At 55.9% G+C, this 16,607-nt stretch carries 11 protein-coding genes; 7 read left to right on the forward strand and 4 right to left on the reverse strand.

The window, feature by feature from the left end; all coding sequences use genetic code 11:
* Nucleotides 1-18: 18 nt before the first annotated feature.
* From gnd to pgi, 3 genes are all read left to right on the forward strand, one after another.
* Nucleotides 19-1,467 (forward strand): decarboxylating NADP(+)-dependent phosphogluconate dehydrogenase, encoded by a 1,449-nt coding sequence (gene gnd / locus CC94_RS0102935; RefSeq protein ID WP_031429756.1) that lies wholly within the window; start codon nucleotides 19-21, stop codon nucleotides 1,465-1,467.
* Between the two features lie 53 nt (nucleotides 1,468-1,520).
* Nucleotides 1,521-3,005 carry a glucose-6-phosphate dehydrogenase gene (zwf, locus tag CC94_RS0102940; RefSeq protein WP_005373802.1) on the forward strand — a complete coding sequence of 495 codons (1,485 nt, stop codon included), beginning with the start codon at nucleotides 1,521-1,523 and terminating at the stop codon, nucleotides 3,003-3,005.
* Nucleotides 3,006-3,548: 543 nt separating this feature from the next.
* Entirely contained in the window at nucleotides 3,549-5,183 is a 1,635-nt protein-coding gene (gene pgi, locus CC94_RS0102945) for a glucose-6-phosphate isomerase (protein WP_005373804.1), read from the forward strand.
* A 454-nt stretch (nucleotides 5,184-5,637) separates the two neighbouring features.
* Here the strand turns inward: pgi and apbC are convergent, their stop codons facing one another.
* A complete protein-coding gene (gene apbC, locus CC94_RS0102950) occupies nucleotides 5,638-6,729 on the reverse strand; it encodes an iron-sulfur cluster carrier protein ApbC (protein WP_031429758.1) in 1,092 nt (363 codons plus the stop codon).
* 167 nt (nucleotides 6,730-6,896) lie between these two features.
* Between apbC and CC94_RS0102955 the strand changes: the two genes are divergently transcribed.
* The gene (locus CC94_RS0102955) at nucleotides 6,897-7,952 is read left to right on the forward strand and encodes a transposase (RefSeq protein WP_005368514.1); all 1,056 of its coding nucleotides are present in this window, start codon (nucleotides 6,897-6,899) and stop codon (nucleotides 7,950-7,952) included.
* A gap of 201 nt (nucleotides 7,953-8,153) precedes the next feature.
* Nucleotides 8,154-10,175, forward strand: coding sequence for a methionine--tRNA ligase (metG, locus tag CC94_RS0102960; RefSeq protein WP_031429760.1), 2,022 nt, complete (start codon nucleotides 8,154-8,156; stop codon nucleotides 10,173-10,175).
* A gap of 280 nt (nucleotides 10,176-10,455) precedes the next feature.
* Here metG and CC94_RS0102965 read toward each other — a convergent pair whose 3' ends face one another.
* Entirely contained in the window at nucleotides 10,456-12,489 is a 2,034-nt protein-coding gene (locus tag CC94_RS0102965) for a cytochrome-c peroxidase (protein WP_342666500.1), read from the reverse strand.
* 194 nt (nucleotides 12,490-12,683) lie between these two features.
* Complete coding sequence (gene corA, locus CC94_RS0102970) at nucleotides 12,684-13,379, reverse strand: copper(I)-binding protein CorA (protein WP_157203360.1); 696 nt, start codon at nucleotides 13,377-13,379, stop codon at nucleotides 12,684-12,686.
* Between the two features lie 982 nt (nucleotides 13,380-14,361).
* Between corA and CC94_RS0102975 the strand changes: the two genes are divergently transcribed.
* Nucleotides 14,362-14,901, forward strand: coding sequence for a hypothetical protein (locus CC94_RS0102975; protein WP_005373809.1), 540 nt, complete (start codon nucleotides 14,362-14,364; stop codon nucleotides 14,899-14,901).
* 78 nt (nucleotides 14,902-14,979) lie between these two features.
* Here CC94_RS0102975 and CC94_RS0102980 read toward each other — a convergent pair whose 3' ends face one another.
* A complete protein-coding gene (locus CC94_RS0102980) occupies nucleotides 14,980-15,774 on the reverse strand; it encodes an inositol monophosphatase family protein (protein ID WP_031429765.1) in 795 nt (264 codons plus the stop codon).
* An 89-nt stretch (nucleotides 15,775-15,863) separates the two neighbouring features.
* Between CC94_RS0102980 and CC94_RS0102985 the strand changes: the two genes are divergently transcribed.
* On the forward strand, nucleotides 15,864-16,598 hold the full coding sequence (locus CC94_RS0102985) for an RNA methyltransferase (protein ID WP_031429766.1): 735 nt from the start codon (nucleotides 15,864-15,866) through the stop codon (nucleotides 16,596-16,598).
* Nucleotides 16,599-16,607: the final 9 nt, after the last annotated feature.

The following is a 16,607-nucleotide window of genomic DNA, read 5'->3' on the forward strand; positions in this document are numbered from 1 at the left end:
CATTAAGGAGGATTTCCGATGACCAAGGCGGATATTGGCCTGATTGGCCTGGCGGTAATGGGGCAAAACCTGGTTTTGAACATGAACGATCACGGCTTCAAGGTGACTGTGCATAACCGCAGTGCCGACAAAACCGATGAATTCATCAAGGGGCAGGCTGCCGGCACTCAGGTGGTTGCCGCCTATTCGTTGCCGGAACTGGTGGACCAACTGGCTGCGCCGCGCATTGTGATGCTGATGGTCAAGGCCGGGGCGGTGGTGGATCAATACATTGAACAACTGGTTCCCTTGCTGGTACCCGGCGACATGATTGTCGACGGCGGTAATTCGCTCTATACCGATACCAATCGCCGTACCGATGCGTTGAAACAACAGGGTATTTTGTATATCGGCACCGGGGTTTCTGGTGGCGAAGAAGGCGCGCGCCACGGACCATCGATCATGCCGGGCGGCAATCCACAGGCCTGGGAGCGGGTCAAACCCATTTTGCAGGCCATCAGCGCCAAGGTGAATGACGAACCTTGTTGTCAGTGGGTAGGCGATCAGGGCGCCGGACATTATGTGAAAATGGTGCACAACGGTATTGAATACGGCGATATGCAGCTGATCTGCGAAGCCTATCAGTTATTGACCGATGGGCTTGGACTGACGGCTGAGGAATGTGCCGGCGTGTTTGCCGAGTGGAATAAGGCCGAACTCAGTTCTTACCTGATTGAAATTACCGCCAATATTCTCGCCTATCAGGACAGCGACGGGCAGCCGTTGCTGGACAAGATACTGGATAGCGCCGGTCAGAAAGGCACCGGCAAATGGACAGGCATCAACGCGCTGGAACTGGGGATTCCGCTGACGCTGATTGGAGAAGCCGTGTTCGCCCGCTGCTTGTCGGCCATGAAAGACGAGCGGGTCCGTGCTGCCGAGCGTCTGCCGCGCACGCTCAAACGTTTCGACGGCGATAAGGCGGAAATGATCGCAGCCATCCGTCAGGCCCTGTATGCGTCCAAGATCATTTCCTACGCCCAGGGTTTCCGCCTGATGCGCGAAGCGGCCAGCGAATACCGGTGGACACTTAACTATGGTGATATTGCTCTGATGTGGCGTGGGGGTTGTATCATCCGCAGCGCGTTTCTGGGTGACATCAAACAGGCTTACACCGACAATCCGCAACTGGAAAACCTGCTACTGGCCGACTTTTTCGCCAACGCCATGCAAACGGCCGAGGCGGGTTGGCGCAAGGCGGTGATGACCGCCATCGAACTGGGCGTCCCCACCCCGGCGTTTTCCAGCGCACTGGCTTATTACGATGGTTACCGCAGCGCCCGTCTGCCCGCCAATCTGCTGCAAGCCCAGCGCGACTATTTTGGCGCCCACAGCTACGAGCGCATTGACCAGCCGCGCGGCCGGTTTTTCCATACCGACTGGACCGGGCGCGGCGGCAAGACCGCTTCCTCCACCTACACGGTATAAACGATAGCAACGGGGCAGCTCCGGTTTTTCCAGTTTCAAACCCACCAACGATCATGACCGACGATTCTTGCACTTATGTCATTTTTGGCGCAACCGGCAACTTATCCCGCATCAAACTGATACCGGCGCTGTATCACCTGGAAATGGAGGACAAACTGCCCGCCTCCACCAAAATTGTTGCCATCGGACGGCGGCCCTGGGATCGTGCGCAATGGCTGGCAGAGGTCAGGCAAATGATCGAGGCCAAAGCCTGGGACAAACCGGACGCAACTCATTTTCAACGCTTTTGCGCGCGGCTGGAATACCACAGAGGCGATATCGACGATGCCGAATGCTACAGGGGACTGGCTACTTTGCTGAGCCAGCCGACGTTTCCCAGAAACTGCGCCTTTTATCTGTCGATCAGCCCCAACGAGTTCGGTAACGTCATCCAGCAGTTGAGCCAGGTCAACGCGTTGAAGCAGGAAGAGGGCTGGCGACGGGTAATCATCGAAAAACCGTTCGGTTACGATCTGGAAAGCGCCCAAGTTTTGCAAAGCCGTATCGGCCAGTACCTGTCGGAAGAGCAGATCTACCGCATCGATCATTATTTGGGCAAAGGCATGGTGCAGAACCTGCTGGTATTCCGGTTCGCCAACGCCATGCTGGAGCCGTTGTGGAACCGTAATTATATCGACCATGTGCAGATTACCCATTCCGAGGCATTTGGTATCGAGTCGCGCGGCGGCTATTACGACGAGGCCGGTGCCATGCGCGACATGTTGCAAAGTCATTTGTTGCAATTAATGACCATGGTAGCCATGGAGCCACCCGCCACCATGGACGCCGAAGCCCTGCGCGATGAAAAGGTCAAGGTGCTGAAGTCGGTGCGGCCAATCCCCAAATCCGCCGTACATGCCTATACTTTTCGCGCCCAGTATGCTCGGGGCACCATCAACAGCCAGCCGGTCAAAAGCTACCGTGAAGAAGACAATATTCCGGCTGGCAGCATAACCGAGACCTATGCCGCCATGAAACTGTATGTGGACAACTGGCGCTGGCGTGGGGTACCGTTTTATCTGCGGACCGGCAAGCGCATGGCCGAAAGCCGGTCGACCATTGCCATCAGCTTTCGTCATCCGCCGATGAACTTTTTCCGCAACACCCACATTCAATGCATGAATCCCAATTGGGTATTGTTAGGTATACAGCCGGATGAATGCATCAAAATTGAAATGACGATCAAAGAGCCGGGGCTGGAAATGCGTACCCGAACCGCCAGCCTGGATGCCAGCTACTGCAGTCCCGATGAAAAAGCGATCGATGCTTATGTGGACTTGCTGCACGATGTGATGATTGGCGACCGTTCGCTGTTTTTACGCTTCGACGAAGTGGAAAACGCCTGGCGCATTGTCGAACCCATCCTGCAAACCTGGGCGGTAGAGAGCGACACTATCGCCACCTACCCGGCAGGCTCCTGGGGTCCGGAGGAAAGTCGCCGCATATTCGAAAAGGAAGATCAGTACTGGCGCTGCTCGCTCGAACCTGAGTGCTGTTAGGGTAACTTGAGTTCGGGATAAGAAATCCAGCCCGCACCTTTTCGCGTAAAAAAATCTGTTTTAGCCAACCTATCTGAAGGGAATCGACAGGGGCTGATGGATCACTGCGTAGGGTACGCTGTGCGTACCGTTAACGCCGAAAAAGGTACGCACAGCGTACCCTACTTGAAACCTGAGTGCGGGATAAGAAACAACAAAACCAAGCTCTCTCTTATCAAAGTCAATCTGTTACCTCAGACAGCATGGCTTATCCCGAACTCGGATTAGGGTAGGGTTTGCCGATTAAAGGCAGTTGAATAACGGGGTTGCCAGAGAGGCCGTGGTTGGGGAGCAAGGAGCTTGCAAGGCCATAAAGTGAGCGGCGCTAAAACAAGCAGTCATGTTACCAGCCGCCATTTCGATTATGAGAGGTGTAAGCCCAAACCCCGTAAATTTTGGAAATCATTAAATTTCAATGGATTATAATTTTAAATCAGCTTTTCAGCAGTGTACCAATTAGACTTACACCATAATTCGGATTATTTAGATTTGGAGTCCCTAAAAATGTCGACATTGACTCATTCCAAAGCGTGGACCGCACTCAAAACCCACTTTCAACACATTCAAAACGAATCGATGCGGGAAGTTTTCAGGAAAGACCCGGACCGCTTCAAAAAGTTTTCTCTCCAATTCAACGATATCATTTTCGATTACTCCAAAAACCGCATCCACGAAGAAACCCTCGCCCTCCTTGTCGGCCTGGCCGAGTCGCAAGGGCTCAGGCAGAAAATCGAGGCGATGTTCACCGGTGAAATCATCAATATCACTGAACACCGCGCCGTTCTGCATACGGCCCTTCGTAACCGCAGCAACACCCCCGTGTATGTCGACGGCAAGGATGTAATGCCGGACATCAACCGCGTACTGGCCCAAATGCGCACCTTTTGCGAAACGGTCAGATCGGGCGCCTGGACAGGCTACAGCGGCCGGGCCATCACCGATATCGTCAGCATCGGCATCGGCGGCTCCGGCCTGGGTCCCAAAATGGTATCCGCGGCACTGTCCCCTTACGGTTCGGATCAGCTCAAAGTCCACTACGTTTCGAATGTAGACCAGACCAATCTGGTCGAAACACTGAAGCCTTTGTCCGCAGAGACGACTTTATTCGTGGTCACCTCGAAAACGTTCAGCACCCCGGAAACCATGATGAACGCCCGATCGGCCAGAAACTGGTTTATCGAGCGATCCGGATCCGAAGGATCGATTCCGAAACATTTCGTCGCGATCTCGACGCACGCGGAAAATGTCGCCCGGTTCGGCATCGATACCAATAACATGTTCGAATTCTGGGACTGGGTCGGCGGCCGCTATTCGCTGTGGTCGTCGGTCGGCCTGTCCACCGCACTGTACATTGGCATGGACAACTTCGAAGAATTGCTGCAAGGCGCCCATGAGGCCGACCTGCACTTTCGCCATACGCCGTTCAACCAGAACATTCCGGTCATCATGGCCGTGCTCGGCGTCTGGTATAACAATTTTTTCGGCGCCGATTCGCACGCGGTGATTCCTTACGACCAGTCGATGCGCTATTTCGCGGATTACCTGCAGCAGGGCGACATGGAAAGCAACGGCAAAAGCGTCGATCTGGACGGCAATCGGGTCGATTACAGCACCGGCCCGATCATCTGGGGCCAGCCTGGCACCAACGGCCAGCACGCCTTTTTCCAGTTGATCCATCAGGGCACCAAGCTGATCCCGTGCGATTTCATGGCCGCCGCGAACAGCCATTATCCTCTGCCCGAGCACCATGATATTCTGATCTCCAATTTCCTCGCCCAGCCGGAAGCGCTAATGAACGGCCTGACCGAGGAAGAAGTCAAAGCCCGGCTGTCGCCGGAAGAACGGGAAGACCGGGTGCTGGTCGCCTCGAAAGTGTTCGACGGCAATAAACCCTCCAATTCCTTCCTATATAAAAAAATGACTCCGAAAACATTGGGGTCTCTGATCGCGTTTTACGAGCACAAGATTTTCACGCAAGGCGTGATCTGGAATATCAACTCGTTCGACCAGATGGGCGTCGAACTCGGCAAGGTGATGGCCAAGGTGATCCTGCCCGAACTGAAAAACGACCGGATCATCACCAGCCATGACAGTTCCACGAACGGACTGATCAACGCCTACAAACAATATAAAACCTGAGTTCGGGATAAGAAATCCAGAGCGCCCCTTTTCGCGTAAAAAAATCTGTTTTAGCCAACCTAATCTGAAGGGAATCGGCAGACGCTGAGGGAGCGCTTCGTAGGGTACGCTCGACTGCAGGGAGCAGGAGGTACGACCCCATGGATGGGGGAGATAGATCGCGTCAGGAACACGCGATCGAGAGCAATGCCACCACAAGGGTGGTCTAGGGACAGAGCAATTGCCGAGTGCGTACATTTTTCGGCGGCAAACGGTACGCACAGCGTACCCTACTTGAAACCTGAATTCGGGATAAGAAACAACAACCCCATGCTCTCATTTATCAAAGTCAATCTGCTGCCTCAGACCCCATGGCTTATCCCGAACTCGGGTGGATAACGCTTCTTCCGCTATTTGGATGCATCATCAGCCCTCCCTAGAGGGTGGGTTCGTAAACCGGCATCCAAATAGCCGCTCAGGTGTTCTGAATCACGATATTCGGAAACCGCGCGCTGAAATCCTTCGCCTTCAACGCCAGCTTCGCCGCCATCTTGCGCGCGATTTCCCGGTAAATCGCGGCCGCGCGGCTATCCGGTTCGGCCACCACGGTCGGCCTGCCCGAATCGGCGAACTGGCGGATATGGATATCCAGCGGCAAAGCGCCCAGAAAATCGACATGGTTGGTTTCGGCCATCAGCGCGCCGCCGCCTTCGCCGAAAATCGCCTCCGCATGCCCACACTGGCTGCAAATGTGCACGCTCATATTCTCGACGATGCCGAGTACCGGCACGTTGACCTTCTCGAACATGCCGAGACCGCGCTGCGCGTCTATCAGCGCAATATCTTGCGGCGTGGTCACGATGATCGCGCCGCTGACCGGAATCTGCTGCGCCAGGGTCAGTTGAATGTCGCCGGTGCCGGGCGGCAGGTCGACGATCAGATAATCCAGCTTGTCCCAGGCGGTATCGCGCAATAATTGCTGCAGCGCATTCGTCGCCATCGGCCCGCGCCAGATCATCGGCTGGCCCGCATCGATCAGATAGCCGATCGACATCGTTTGAATCCCGAAGGAAATCTTCGGCTGCATCGTCTTGTTGTCGTGGCTGACCGGGTAGCCGGATACGCCCAGCATGGTTGGAATGCTGGGGCCGTAAATGTCCGCATCGAGAATCCCGACATTCGCGCCTTCCGCGGCCAGCGCCAGCGCCAGATTGACCGCGGTCGTCGATTTGCCGACCCCGCCCTTGCCCGAGGCGACCGCGATGATGTTTTTAACCTGGCTGTGCGGCTTCAGAGTCTGCTGCACCTGGTGCGCGATGATCTTCACGCCGGCATCGACTGTGATCTTGCCGATGCCGGGCAGCGCCTTCAGATGCGCTTCGACCGCCGCTTTCAGTTCCGGTAGATAGGTTTTGGCCGGATAGCCGAGCTCCAGTTTGACTCCGACGTCCGCCCCGTCGACCGCGATCGATTTGACCGACTTGGCGGTAACCAGATCCAGCCCGTGATTCGGATCAATAACACTTCTCAAGCGGTTTTCGACATCAACCTTTTCGATGCTAGCCATTTTTTCGTTCCGGATAATGAATGAAGAAATCGAGATAATTTTCAGGAAAAAACCTATCAATTTACTCGGAATATAGCCCATTTTACAATACTTCCGACATCCGCTGCTCATCACCTATCAGTTTCAGATAAACTATCCCCCTCTGCAACTTTTGATTCAAGGTAAGCTTGGGAACTGTAAGAAAACTGGCGAATGAAGTGGAGCACGGGCTTGCGGGGGCACTTCCGAGGCTGCGCAAGACGGTGGTAGGGAAATTGGCGCTGGCCGTGGGTGCGATGATCGAAGGCCAGACGCCGAACACCGTGGAACTGGCCAATCTGCTGCCTTTGGAGACCGAGCGGCAGGACATGCGCGAACAATGGCTGAGGCGCTTGCTGAAGAATCCCTTGCTGCTCGCCCCGAGGGTGATGGAGCCGTTCACACGGGAGGCGCTGGCTAAGGCCGCGCGGAACGGCCAGACCGTGCTGCTGGCTATGGACCAGACTGACTTGGGCGACCGGATGGCGTTGCTGGTGGTGGCCCTGAGGGTCGGCGACCGGGCGCTGCCCTTAGTTTGGCGGGCGGAGGCGGGGCCGGCCAACATCGGCTTCGAGAGTCAGCAAAGGCTGCTGGAGCAGGTGCGGGCCTGGCTGCCTGCGGGGGCGCAGGTGCTGCTCTCGGCGGACCGGTTCTACCCCTCAGCCGCTCTGTTCGGCTGGGTCCAGACCCACGGTTGGGGTTACCGGCTGCGGCTGAAAGGCAACGTGCTGGCGGACACCGGACATGGCGACGAGACCATCACCGGTCAGTTGGCACAAGGCGTGGCGGAACGTTATCTGTCGGGGGTGAGGCTGTTCACACAGGGGCTCATGACGAACCTGGGCATCCTCCACGAAGCCGGGCATCCAGACCCTTGGATCATCGCGATGGACTGCCCTCCGTCGCGGGCGTCGGTGCTGGACTATGCCGCGCGCTGGGCCATCGAGCCGATGTTCTCCGACTTCAAGGGCCGGGGCTTCGACCTGGGGAGCTCACAGCTTTGGCACGCGGACCGCCTGGAGCGACTGGTCCTGATCATGGCGCTGGCGATGTACTGGTGCGTCCGCGTCGGCCAGGACGACGCCCTGGCGCGTCCGACGCCGCTCGAAAAAAAACCGGGGAACAAAGTGACCCCGACCATTGGAGCTTCAGGAAACTCCGCCGCAGCCTGGTCTCCTGGTTCATCCGCGGTCTGCGCCGACTGAAGCGCTGCCTGCAAAACGGCATCCCTTTGCCCGCCTTTTATGGAACGGGGTAAAGTGATAGGTGATGAGCATCCGCTGCCATATTCGAAAGATGCGCGTAAGTTATGCGATAATACCAAACTTGTTTGTCTTCGTATCCGCCTCATCGCGAATAGAGGTTGGGTTGGCGAAGACAACCCAACCTACGCTTACGTATCGATCATGTCCGAGAGAAAAATATTAGTCACCAGCGCCCTGCCCTACGCCAACGGCCCGATCCATCTCGGGCATCTGGTCGAATACATTCAAACCGACATCTGGGTGCGGTTCCAGAAACAGCGCGGCCGGCAATGCTATTACGTCTGCGCGGACGACACGCACGGCACGCCGATCATGCTGCGCGCGGACAAGGAAGGCATCACGCCGGAAGACCTGATCGCGCGGGTCGGCAAGGAACATCTGGCCGATTTCACCGAATTCGGCGTCGCTTTCGACAGCTACCACAGCACCCACTCCGAGGAAAACCGGACGTTTTCCTCATTGATTTATCGGCGCCTGAAGGAAGCCGGCCATATCAGCTCGCGCACGATCACCCAGGCTTACGATCCGGTCAAAAACATGTTTCTGCCGGACCGCTTCATCAAGGGCGACTGTCCGAAATGCGGCACGCCCGACCAGTACGGCGACAACTGCGAGGCCTGCGGCGCGACCTATTCGCCGACCGAGTTGAAAAACGCGGTGTCGGCTATTTCCGGCGCCAAGCCGGTCGAGAAGGATTCGGTCCACTACTTCTTCAATCTGAACGATTTCGAAGGGATGCTGAGCGACTGGGTCAACGACGGCGACCACTTGCAGCCGGAAGTCCGCAACAAGATGGCCGAATGGATCGAAGGCGGCCTGCAGCAATGGGACATTTCGCGCGATGCGCCGTATTTCGGCTTCGAAATTCCGGATGCGCCCGGCAAATATTTCTATGTCTGGCTCGATGCGCCGATCGGCTACATGGCCAGCTTCAAGCACCTGTGCGACAACCGGGGCATCAATTTCGACGAATTCTGGGCCGAAGACAGCGATGCCGAACTGTACCATTTCATCGGCAAGGACATCATCTATTTCCACGCCCTGTTCTGGCCGGCGATGCTGCACGGCGCGAAGTTCAGAACGCCCAGCGCGATCTTCGCGCACGGCTTTTTGACCGTGAACGGCGAAAAGATGTCCAAATCGCGCGGCACCTTCATCACCGCGCGCACTTACCTGGATCACCTGAATCCGGAATACCTGCGCTATTATTTCGCCGCAAAGCTCGGTGCCGGCGTCGACGACATCGATCTGAACTTCGATGATTTCACCCAGCGCGTCAATTCAGACCTGGTCGGCAAGGTCGTCAATATCGCCAGCCGCTGCGCCGGCTTCATCGCCAAACGCTTCGACGGCAAGCTGGCTGCGCAATGCGCGGAGCCCGGCTTGTGGCAAGACTTCATCGACGCGAACGAGACGATCGCCCAGCATTACGAAACGCGCGAATTCGGCAAGGCGATGCGCGAAATCATGGCGCTCGCGGACAAGGCCAACCAGTATATCGACGAAAAAAAGCCCTGGGTGATCGCGAAGGAAGCAGGTAAAGACGATGAATTGCATAGGGTTTGCTCGATGGGCGTGAATCTATTCCGCCTGCTTGCGGCCTATCTGCGCCCGGTGCTGCCCAAGCTGGCGGCCGACGCCGAGGACTTCCTGAACATCGGCCCGCAGCCCTGGCCAAATCTGGCAGGTCCGCTGCTCGACCACGCGATCAATCCGTTCAAACCGCTGATGACCCGCGTCGAAGCGGACAAAATCGCCGCCATCGTCGAGGCCTCGAAAGAAAATCTCGAAAAAACCCCCAGCCAGCCAAAAGCCAAAACCTGCGAACCGACCGCGGAAACCATCGCCTACGACGACTTCGCGAAAATCGACTTGCGCATCGCGAAAATCGTTAAAGCCGAGCCTGTCGAAGGCTCGGACAAACTGCTGCAGTTGACCGTCGACATCGGCGACGAGACCCGCAACATCTTCGCCGGCATCAAATCGGCCTATGCGCCGGCGGACCTGGAAGGCAAGCTGACCGTCGTGGTCGCGAACCTCGCTCCCCGGAAGATGCGCTTCGGCGTGTCGGAAGGGATGGTCCTGGCCGCCGGGCCGGGCGGCCAGGATTTGTGGGTGTTGAGCCCGGATGCGGGCGCGCAGCCCGGCATGCGGGTTAAATAATAAAAAAGCCCGTCATACCGGCGGCCCGAGGGGAAAAGCCGATGGACGATATGAGGGCTTGACCCGGTGCAGCCTTTAAGCCCCGTAGGTTGGGTTAGGCGCCAGCCGTAACCCAACATTCGAAGCCGAATCCTGTTGGGTTACACCTCGCCAACCCGACCTATGGAACTGGCGCGTGGGAACGAGAAAACCCCGCAACCACGGCTTCGAAATGTCGGGTTACGCTTCGCTAACCCGACCTACCCAATGGTCGGAGAGAAGGCTTGCCCCGGCTCAGCCCTCAGGGCTCAAGGTAACTGTCGAACGCCTTTAAAGGTCCCATTTCTGGCGTACGCCCATTCCGGCCAACCGCCGGCACCTCGAGAAAACGATCCCCGGCCAGCCCTGAGCCCAGCGGATTCTCCCCGCCTTCATGCCCGTGCGGAACCTGAAGCGCGGGATGATCGAACGGGGCGCGCTCCCAGCGCACACGTTCGTCGGTCAGCGTCTTCAGAAAGGCCACCAGATCGGACTTGTCCTGCTCCGACATGCCCTGGAAAAACACCAGTGTCGTCGAATGGCGCGGATTAGTCAGATTTCCCCCGCGATTATAAAATTCGACGACCTCTTCCAGCGACTTCATTCCTCCGTTGTGCATGTACGGCCCAGTCAGTTCGACATTACGCAGCGTCGGGATTTTAAACGCGGCGTTGATTCCGTCGGAAAGCCGGCCTTGACCGGCTTTTGCCAGCTCCGCGGCAACGATTTCAGGGGTAGGAATTTTGGCTTGTTTTTTTCCAGCGCCCTTGCAAACTTTTTTACCCGCTTTATCATTGATCAGCTGGCCGGCTAGATAATCCTCCGTAAACGGATCAACCATGTCGCAACTGGCTACAATAACCGGATCGAGCATTTTTTTGGCATTGCCGGCGAGAACGTCGATGTATTGTTTAGTGAACGAGAGCGGATTGCCGAACGGGTCAGTCCCGCCCAGCCCAACGTCGTAAGCAGTCGGCGCAACGCTGGTAATGGCGAAACCGATATCGAACAAACTGCTATCGGTACCGAAACCACTGACCTGCTCGCCCAGCACATCGCGGTTCACCAGCTTGAGATATTTGGGTTTCTTGGTGGTGTTCAAGAAAATCTGCTGGCTTGCCGCCGACGAAAACGTCGGGCCGGAATGACAATTGTTGCAATGGGCATCGTTGAACACTTGAAAGCCCCGTTGCTGCGCCTCCGTAAATCCGGCCGGGAAACCGGTGTCGTCGTCGACCTCCCGGTCGAACAACGCATCGTCGGAAATCAAAGTATTCTCGTATTGTTGGATAGCCAGGCCAAAGAACATCGCAAAATTAGCTTCCATTTGCGAATAGAATTGCCCCGAATCCTTCACCAGCTCGATGGCAGCGGCACTCCTCCAATATTTCTTGTTAAACGCCTTTTTGATCAATTCGTCGTAGGTTAACGTCAAACCGGTGCCGGACGGGTCGCGCAGACCGGCAAGCACGCTGTCTTCGGGATGCACCGCCTGCGACTCCAGCGCCCTGCGCCGCAGCAATTTTCGGCCGATGTCGGCGAAACTGCGCCCCTTGCAGGACATTTCCACCATATCTAGAGGAGGACCGACGGCCTGGGATGCCAGCGAGGCGTTTTCCAGCACCAACCGCGCGGCCTTAACCTTTTTCGTGCCTTTCGCAAGCCAGATTTTGGCGCCTGTATCGCGCAATCCGAACGGCGATTGGCCGTTGAATACGTTGTTTGCGCGGCCGTCCCAAAAATTGCGGAAGTTGAATGCGGCATTGATTACCGTCGGCGCATTGCGCTTGGTGACCTGGCGAGTATTCAGACCATCCGTATGGAAAATCTCGCTCAACTCGGAATCGCATTGATCGTTATTAATGCCCGCATTAATGCCCGTCGCATTGACCGCCACAAATTGCTGCTGTGGCTCTCCGGAAGAACCGGCCACGTCGTCGGTCGATGCCGTCAAGGTGGCGATGTCGTCCACATCGGCAAAGCGGAAAAACGGAAAATCGCCGGCTTTCAATTCATAGTCCGGCCCGGCGTCATTGCCCTCATTGCCCGATGGCAATTCGAAAGTTTTCGCGGTGCCGCCGGCATTGGCGGTGTGCGCTTGACCGGGATTCAGCTGGTTAATATGGCGAATATCCGATCCGGCATGAAAATGGCATGAAGCGCATGCGGTTCCGTTGCTGCCGACGTTTTCGTCCCAAAACAGGGCCTTGCCGAGCTGGACGGCGGCCTGTTGATCGACGACGATTGCCGACTTCCCGATCAACTTGGGCGTCGCCGGAACCTTAAAGCCTTTCATGACTTGATCGGACAGTGCGCCGTGGGCAAATACGGCATCGGCTAAGGCACATAACAAAATTAACGCATAAACACATGGGGCAATACCGGATAAAACTTTTTGGATAAAGCAGAACATGATGATTCCAAAATAAAAAAGGAGGAGGCCTCCCGGCCTCCTCCCTGTGGCGAGGTAATCCCTTTTTACGATCTCGATTACGGGATACTGACTTCTATATGGACAGTATGCGCAGTCGCGGGACCGGCGCCGGAACCTGGGCCGGAACCGTAAGCCGTCGAATCGATATCCGGATTGATCGCCCCAACGACGAATTGATACCAGCCGTTTTCAGGCGGGGTAAAGGTAATCGCCAGCTTTCCTGGCACACCGTCCATCACCCGGTACAACTGAGACTGGTCGTACTCAGCCGGTAAGGCGTCGCCCATTCCGTCGCGGTCAAACCCGTTGGTAATAAACTTCATGATGATATTGCCGACCTTGACCGGGTTGTTCTCGGCATCGGTGGCTTCGGCGTTCGGCTCGTAAATATCGCCGAACTGCTTGTAGGCGTGGCCGTTCATATAAGGAAGCGTCTTTGGATTTTTGGCTCCCGCCCGGTACCATACCGTGATTGACGGGTGCAAACCGCTGACTTCCGTAGTCAGCTCAATGGTGATCGGCTTGCCTTTCTTCAGCTTGACGAATCCCCAGTTCGAGTGATGCGTCCAGCCCAGATAGCCCATACTGAGGTTGTACCAGGAATAGGCGCGAACAGTCATGTCCGCTGACGTATTGTTTTTGTCAAAAAAAGTGCCAGATATAGCTGTAGCAGCTTGGAGGGGGTTGGCGAAAAACAGGCCAGCAGCTACTGAAATCAATGCCAAACTTTTAAATTTATTGTTGTATTTCATGGGTATCCCTAAAAATAAATTAAACCGTTATCGCGTAGCTCCCGGATGCGCTGTCGCCTGATCCGGGAATTGCGAAAGCCGAAGTCGGTCACGACACTTAAACAGTGCCATGCAGGGATACATTAAGCAGATATTATGCCATTATAATTTTCTAATGTTTTCAACCATATAAACTATAAGGAATATTAAAAGTGTGTTATTTCCCATAGGCTACTGTGTGAAATGGCTCACTTTGAGCATGAGCTGGCAGCGCCGATCCCGGAACGTCCGGAGAATTTCAATACTCAGTTTTGCCAGGGCAATCGCGCTATGGTGAAATCCGCCGGACGGGTTTTTAACCCGTCCGCACGTTTTAATGCGAATTGAGCGTTGTAACAGCGTTGCTCCATCCACTGTTTGCAGAGCAAATCCCCCCCTTTTTTCAAAGGAGAGGGATGTCGTCTTCCCGTTTGAGAATGAGTGAAGCGCTAGGCCACGCCTGTCCCCTTTGACAATGCCGCTTTCCCTCCTTATAAGTACCTATGCATATTTATCCGGCTAACGCACTCAAGATAACTCATTGATTTTATAAGTAACATTCACAAAGCTCCCTGAAAAAATACCGGGTTTATTTTGCATACGTACTTAAAAGGAATGCCGCTTCCCCCTTTGAAAAAGGGGGGCAGGGGGGATTTTTATAGGGGGCTTTCACAGCGTAAACAGCCTTTAACTCTTAATCCGTATTTTAGCGAAGCGGGGCAGTCGGTTTGAATGGTTCGAAATCACTGGCAAACCGGCCTTTGGGGACAGCGCCGAACGGTACGGACGGGATAAATATCCCGCCCGGCGTTTGGAGCGCTGCCCCGCAACACGGGTCTTCGGAAAACAAGACACAGCGCGATTGCCCTGTCAGCTTTGCGCTGTCAGTTGACTCCCCAAAACCGCACGAGTAATATGGCCGACTCTGACAAAGAAGTTAGACGATTGATTTAGGGAGGAAGTTATGAAATCACTGCGCTTTATGGTTTTACCGATCCTTTTGCTGTCTTTTTCCTTTTCCGCCGGGGCGGTCAACCTGACGGGAACATGGACAGGCAGGTTCAGATGCTCCGGATTCGACGGAATAAACTTTTCTTTTGTACAGCCGAACAGAAGCCAGCCGCCCCAAAGCCTGAGAATCAGCCAGCCACCGGATGGCAGCCGCTTATCCGTTCAATGGCTCGATGGTGAAGAGCTGGCGGCCACTTTCACCGGTTTCACCATCGACAGTATTACCCGGCCGACCACCCGGGGCCATGCCGCGATCGCCGACTGCGCAACCAAGGCGGATATTACGTCCGGCGTTTCCGAGATTACCGACCTGAACGCGGTCGTAAACCCAAACAGAGGCACCGGTTCATTGACCGGCCTGTCCATCTACACCGATCAGACCGACGACCCCAACAATCCCAACGACAGACCCGAAGTCACGCGCTGCCGATGGATTTTCAGGTTGGCCGATACCGCCGATCCCGGCATTCCTGCAAGCTGCCCGCCGCTGTAGCGCGTCCACAATCCCTAAAACGAAAAAGGGCGGAATCTTTCCGCCCTTTAATTTGAAAAAACCGCCAAATACTGCTTTTTATCGCAAGCTGTCGGTCACATGAGGCTCGATCAGCTTGTACATGACCTGATGCATTTTCGGATTGCCGGCGATCAGGTTGCCGTTTTCGAGATAGCCGTCGTTGAACGAAAAATCGGTCACGACGCCACCGGCTTCCTTGATCAGCAGGACCCCCGCCGCCATATCCCATTCCATCAATCCGATTTCCCAGAAGCCGTCCAGGCGTCCCGCGGCGACATAGGCCAGGTCGAGTGCCGCGGAACCGGCCCGGCGAATGCCGGCGGAATCGGTCGTCATCGCTTTGAACATCCCTACGTAGGCGTCCAGATGCCGCTCGGTCTTGAACGGAAAACCGGTGCCGATCAGCGCGCCTTTCATCGCGCTTTGTTTGGTCACGCGAATCCGCCGGTTGTTCAGCATCGCGCCGCCGCCGCGTTTGGCGGTAAACAGTTCGTCGCGCAGCGGATCGTAGATCACCGCCACTTCGAGCCGGCCTTTGTGTTTCAACGCAATCGAAACCGCAAACTGCGGAAAACCGTGCAGAAAATTGGTCGTGCCGTCCAGCGGATCGATCACCCAGGCGAACTCGTTGCCCTGGTGCGCGCCGCTTTCTTCGGCCAGGATCGCATGATCGGGATAGGCCGTGCGGATAATGTTGATGATTTCGCGTTCCGCCTTGCGGTCGACTTCGCTGGCGTAGTCGTTTCTACCTTTTTGATCGACTTGAAGATGACCGATGGCGTCGGTCGAGCGCAAAATCAGGTCGCCCGCGCTTCGGGCGGCGCGGACGGCAATGTTGAGCATCGGTTGCATAAGCGGAATTGAAAATGAGCGGATAAATCGTTATAGGATACCAAAACTTTTGATAAACTTGAGCGTTTTTTGAATGACGAGGCACCGCGTTGCTGTCCCATATCCATATCGTTCTGGTCGGAACCACACACCCCGGCAATATCGGCGCAGTTGCACGGGCGATGAAAAACATGCGGATGACCAGCCTCAGGCTGGTCGCGCCGAAAATTTTCCCGAGCGCGGACGCGACCTCGCGCGCCTCGGGGGCGGACGACCTCCTGTCCCGGGCAAGGGTCTGCGACACCCTGCGCGAAGCGATCGCGGACTGTCAGGTCGTGTTCGGCGCCAGCGCGCGCTCACGCACGATCAGTTGGCCGGAACTGACGCCCCGGCAGTGCGCGGAGGAAATCTTCGCCAAGCATCCGGACGAGCAGATCGCGATCGTATTCGGCCGCGAACACTCGGGTCTGACCAACGAAGAACTCGACATGTGCCGATATCTGTTGCACATTCCCTGCAATCCCCACTTCAGTTCGCTGAATCTGGCCGCCGCGGTGCAAGTCATCTGCTACGAACTGTTCGTGGCGGCCGGCGGCGGCGAACGCAAGGCGATCGGCGACCGGGGCGAATGTCCCTTGGCAACCGCGGAACAGATGGAATCCTTTTACGATCATCTTCACGAAACGCTGGTCGACATCGATTTCGCCCAGCCCGGCAAATCCGAATCGATCATGCGACGACTGCGCAGGATTTATAACCGGATCGAACTCGACACCAAGGAAGTCGATATCTTGCGGGGCATTCTGAGAATGTCGCAAGGTCATAAAAAAAGCCGGAAACAATAAATCACCAGA

The organism is Methylomicrobium agile (assembly GCF_000733855.1).
Lineage (GTDB): Bacteria > Pseudomonadota > Gammaproteobacteria > Methylococcales > Methylomonadaceae > Methylomicrobium > Methylomicrobium agile.

Excerpts from the sequence above, each read along its gene's own strand:
- gnd (WP_031429756.1), top strand. The coding sequence starts at position 19 with ATGACCAAGGCGGATATTGGCCTGATTGGCCTGGCGGTAATGGGGCAA.
- zwf (WP_005373802.1), top strand. The coding sequence starts at position 1,521 with ATGACCGACGATTCTTGCACTTATGTCATTTTTGGCGCAACCGGCAAC.
- pgi (WP_005373804.1), top strand. The coding sequence starts at position 3,549 with ATGTCGACATTGACTCATTCCAAAGCGTGGACCGCACTCAAAACCCAC.
- apbC (WP_031429758.1), bottom strand. The coding sequence starts at position 6,729 with ATGGCTAGCATCGAAAAGGTTGATGTCGAAAACCGCTTGAGAAGTGTT.
- metG (WP_031429760.1), top strand. The coding sequence starts at position 8,154 with ATGTCCGAGAGAAAAATATTAGTCACCAGCGCCCTGCCCTACGCCAAC.
- CC94_RS0102965 (WP_342666500.1), bottom strand. The coding sequence starts at position 12,489 with ATGAAAGGCTTTAAGGTTCCGGCGACGCCCAAGTTGATCGGGAAGTCG.
- corA (WP_157203360.1), bottom strand. The coding sequence starts at position 13,379 with ATGAAATACAACAATAAATTTAAAAGTTTGGCATTGATTTCAGTAGCT.
- CC94_RS0102975 (WP_005373809.1), top strand. The coding sequence starts at position 14,362 with ATGAAATCACTGCGCTTTATGGTTTTACCGATCCTTTTGCTGTCTTTT.
- CC94_RS0102980 (WP_031429765.1), bottom strand. The coding sequence starts at position 15,774 with ATGCAACCGATGCTCAACATTGCCGTCCGCGCCGCCCGAAGCGCGGGC.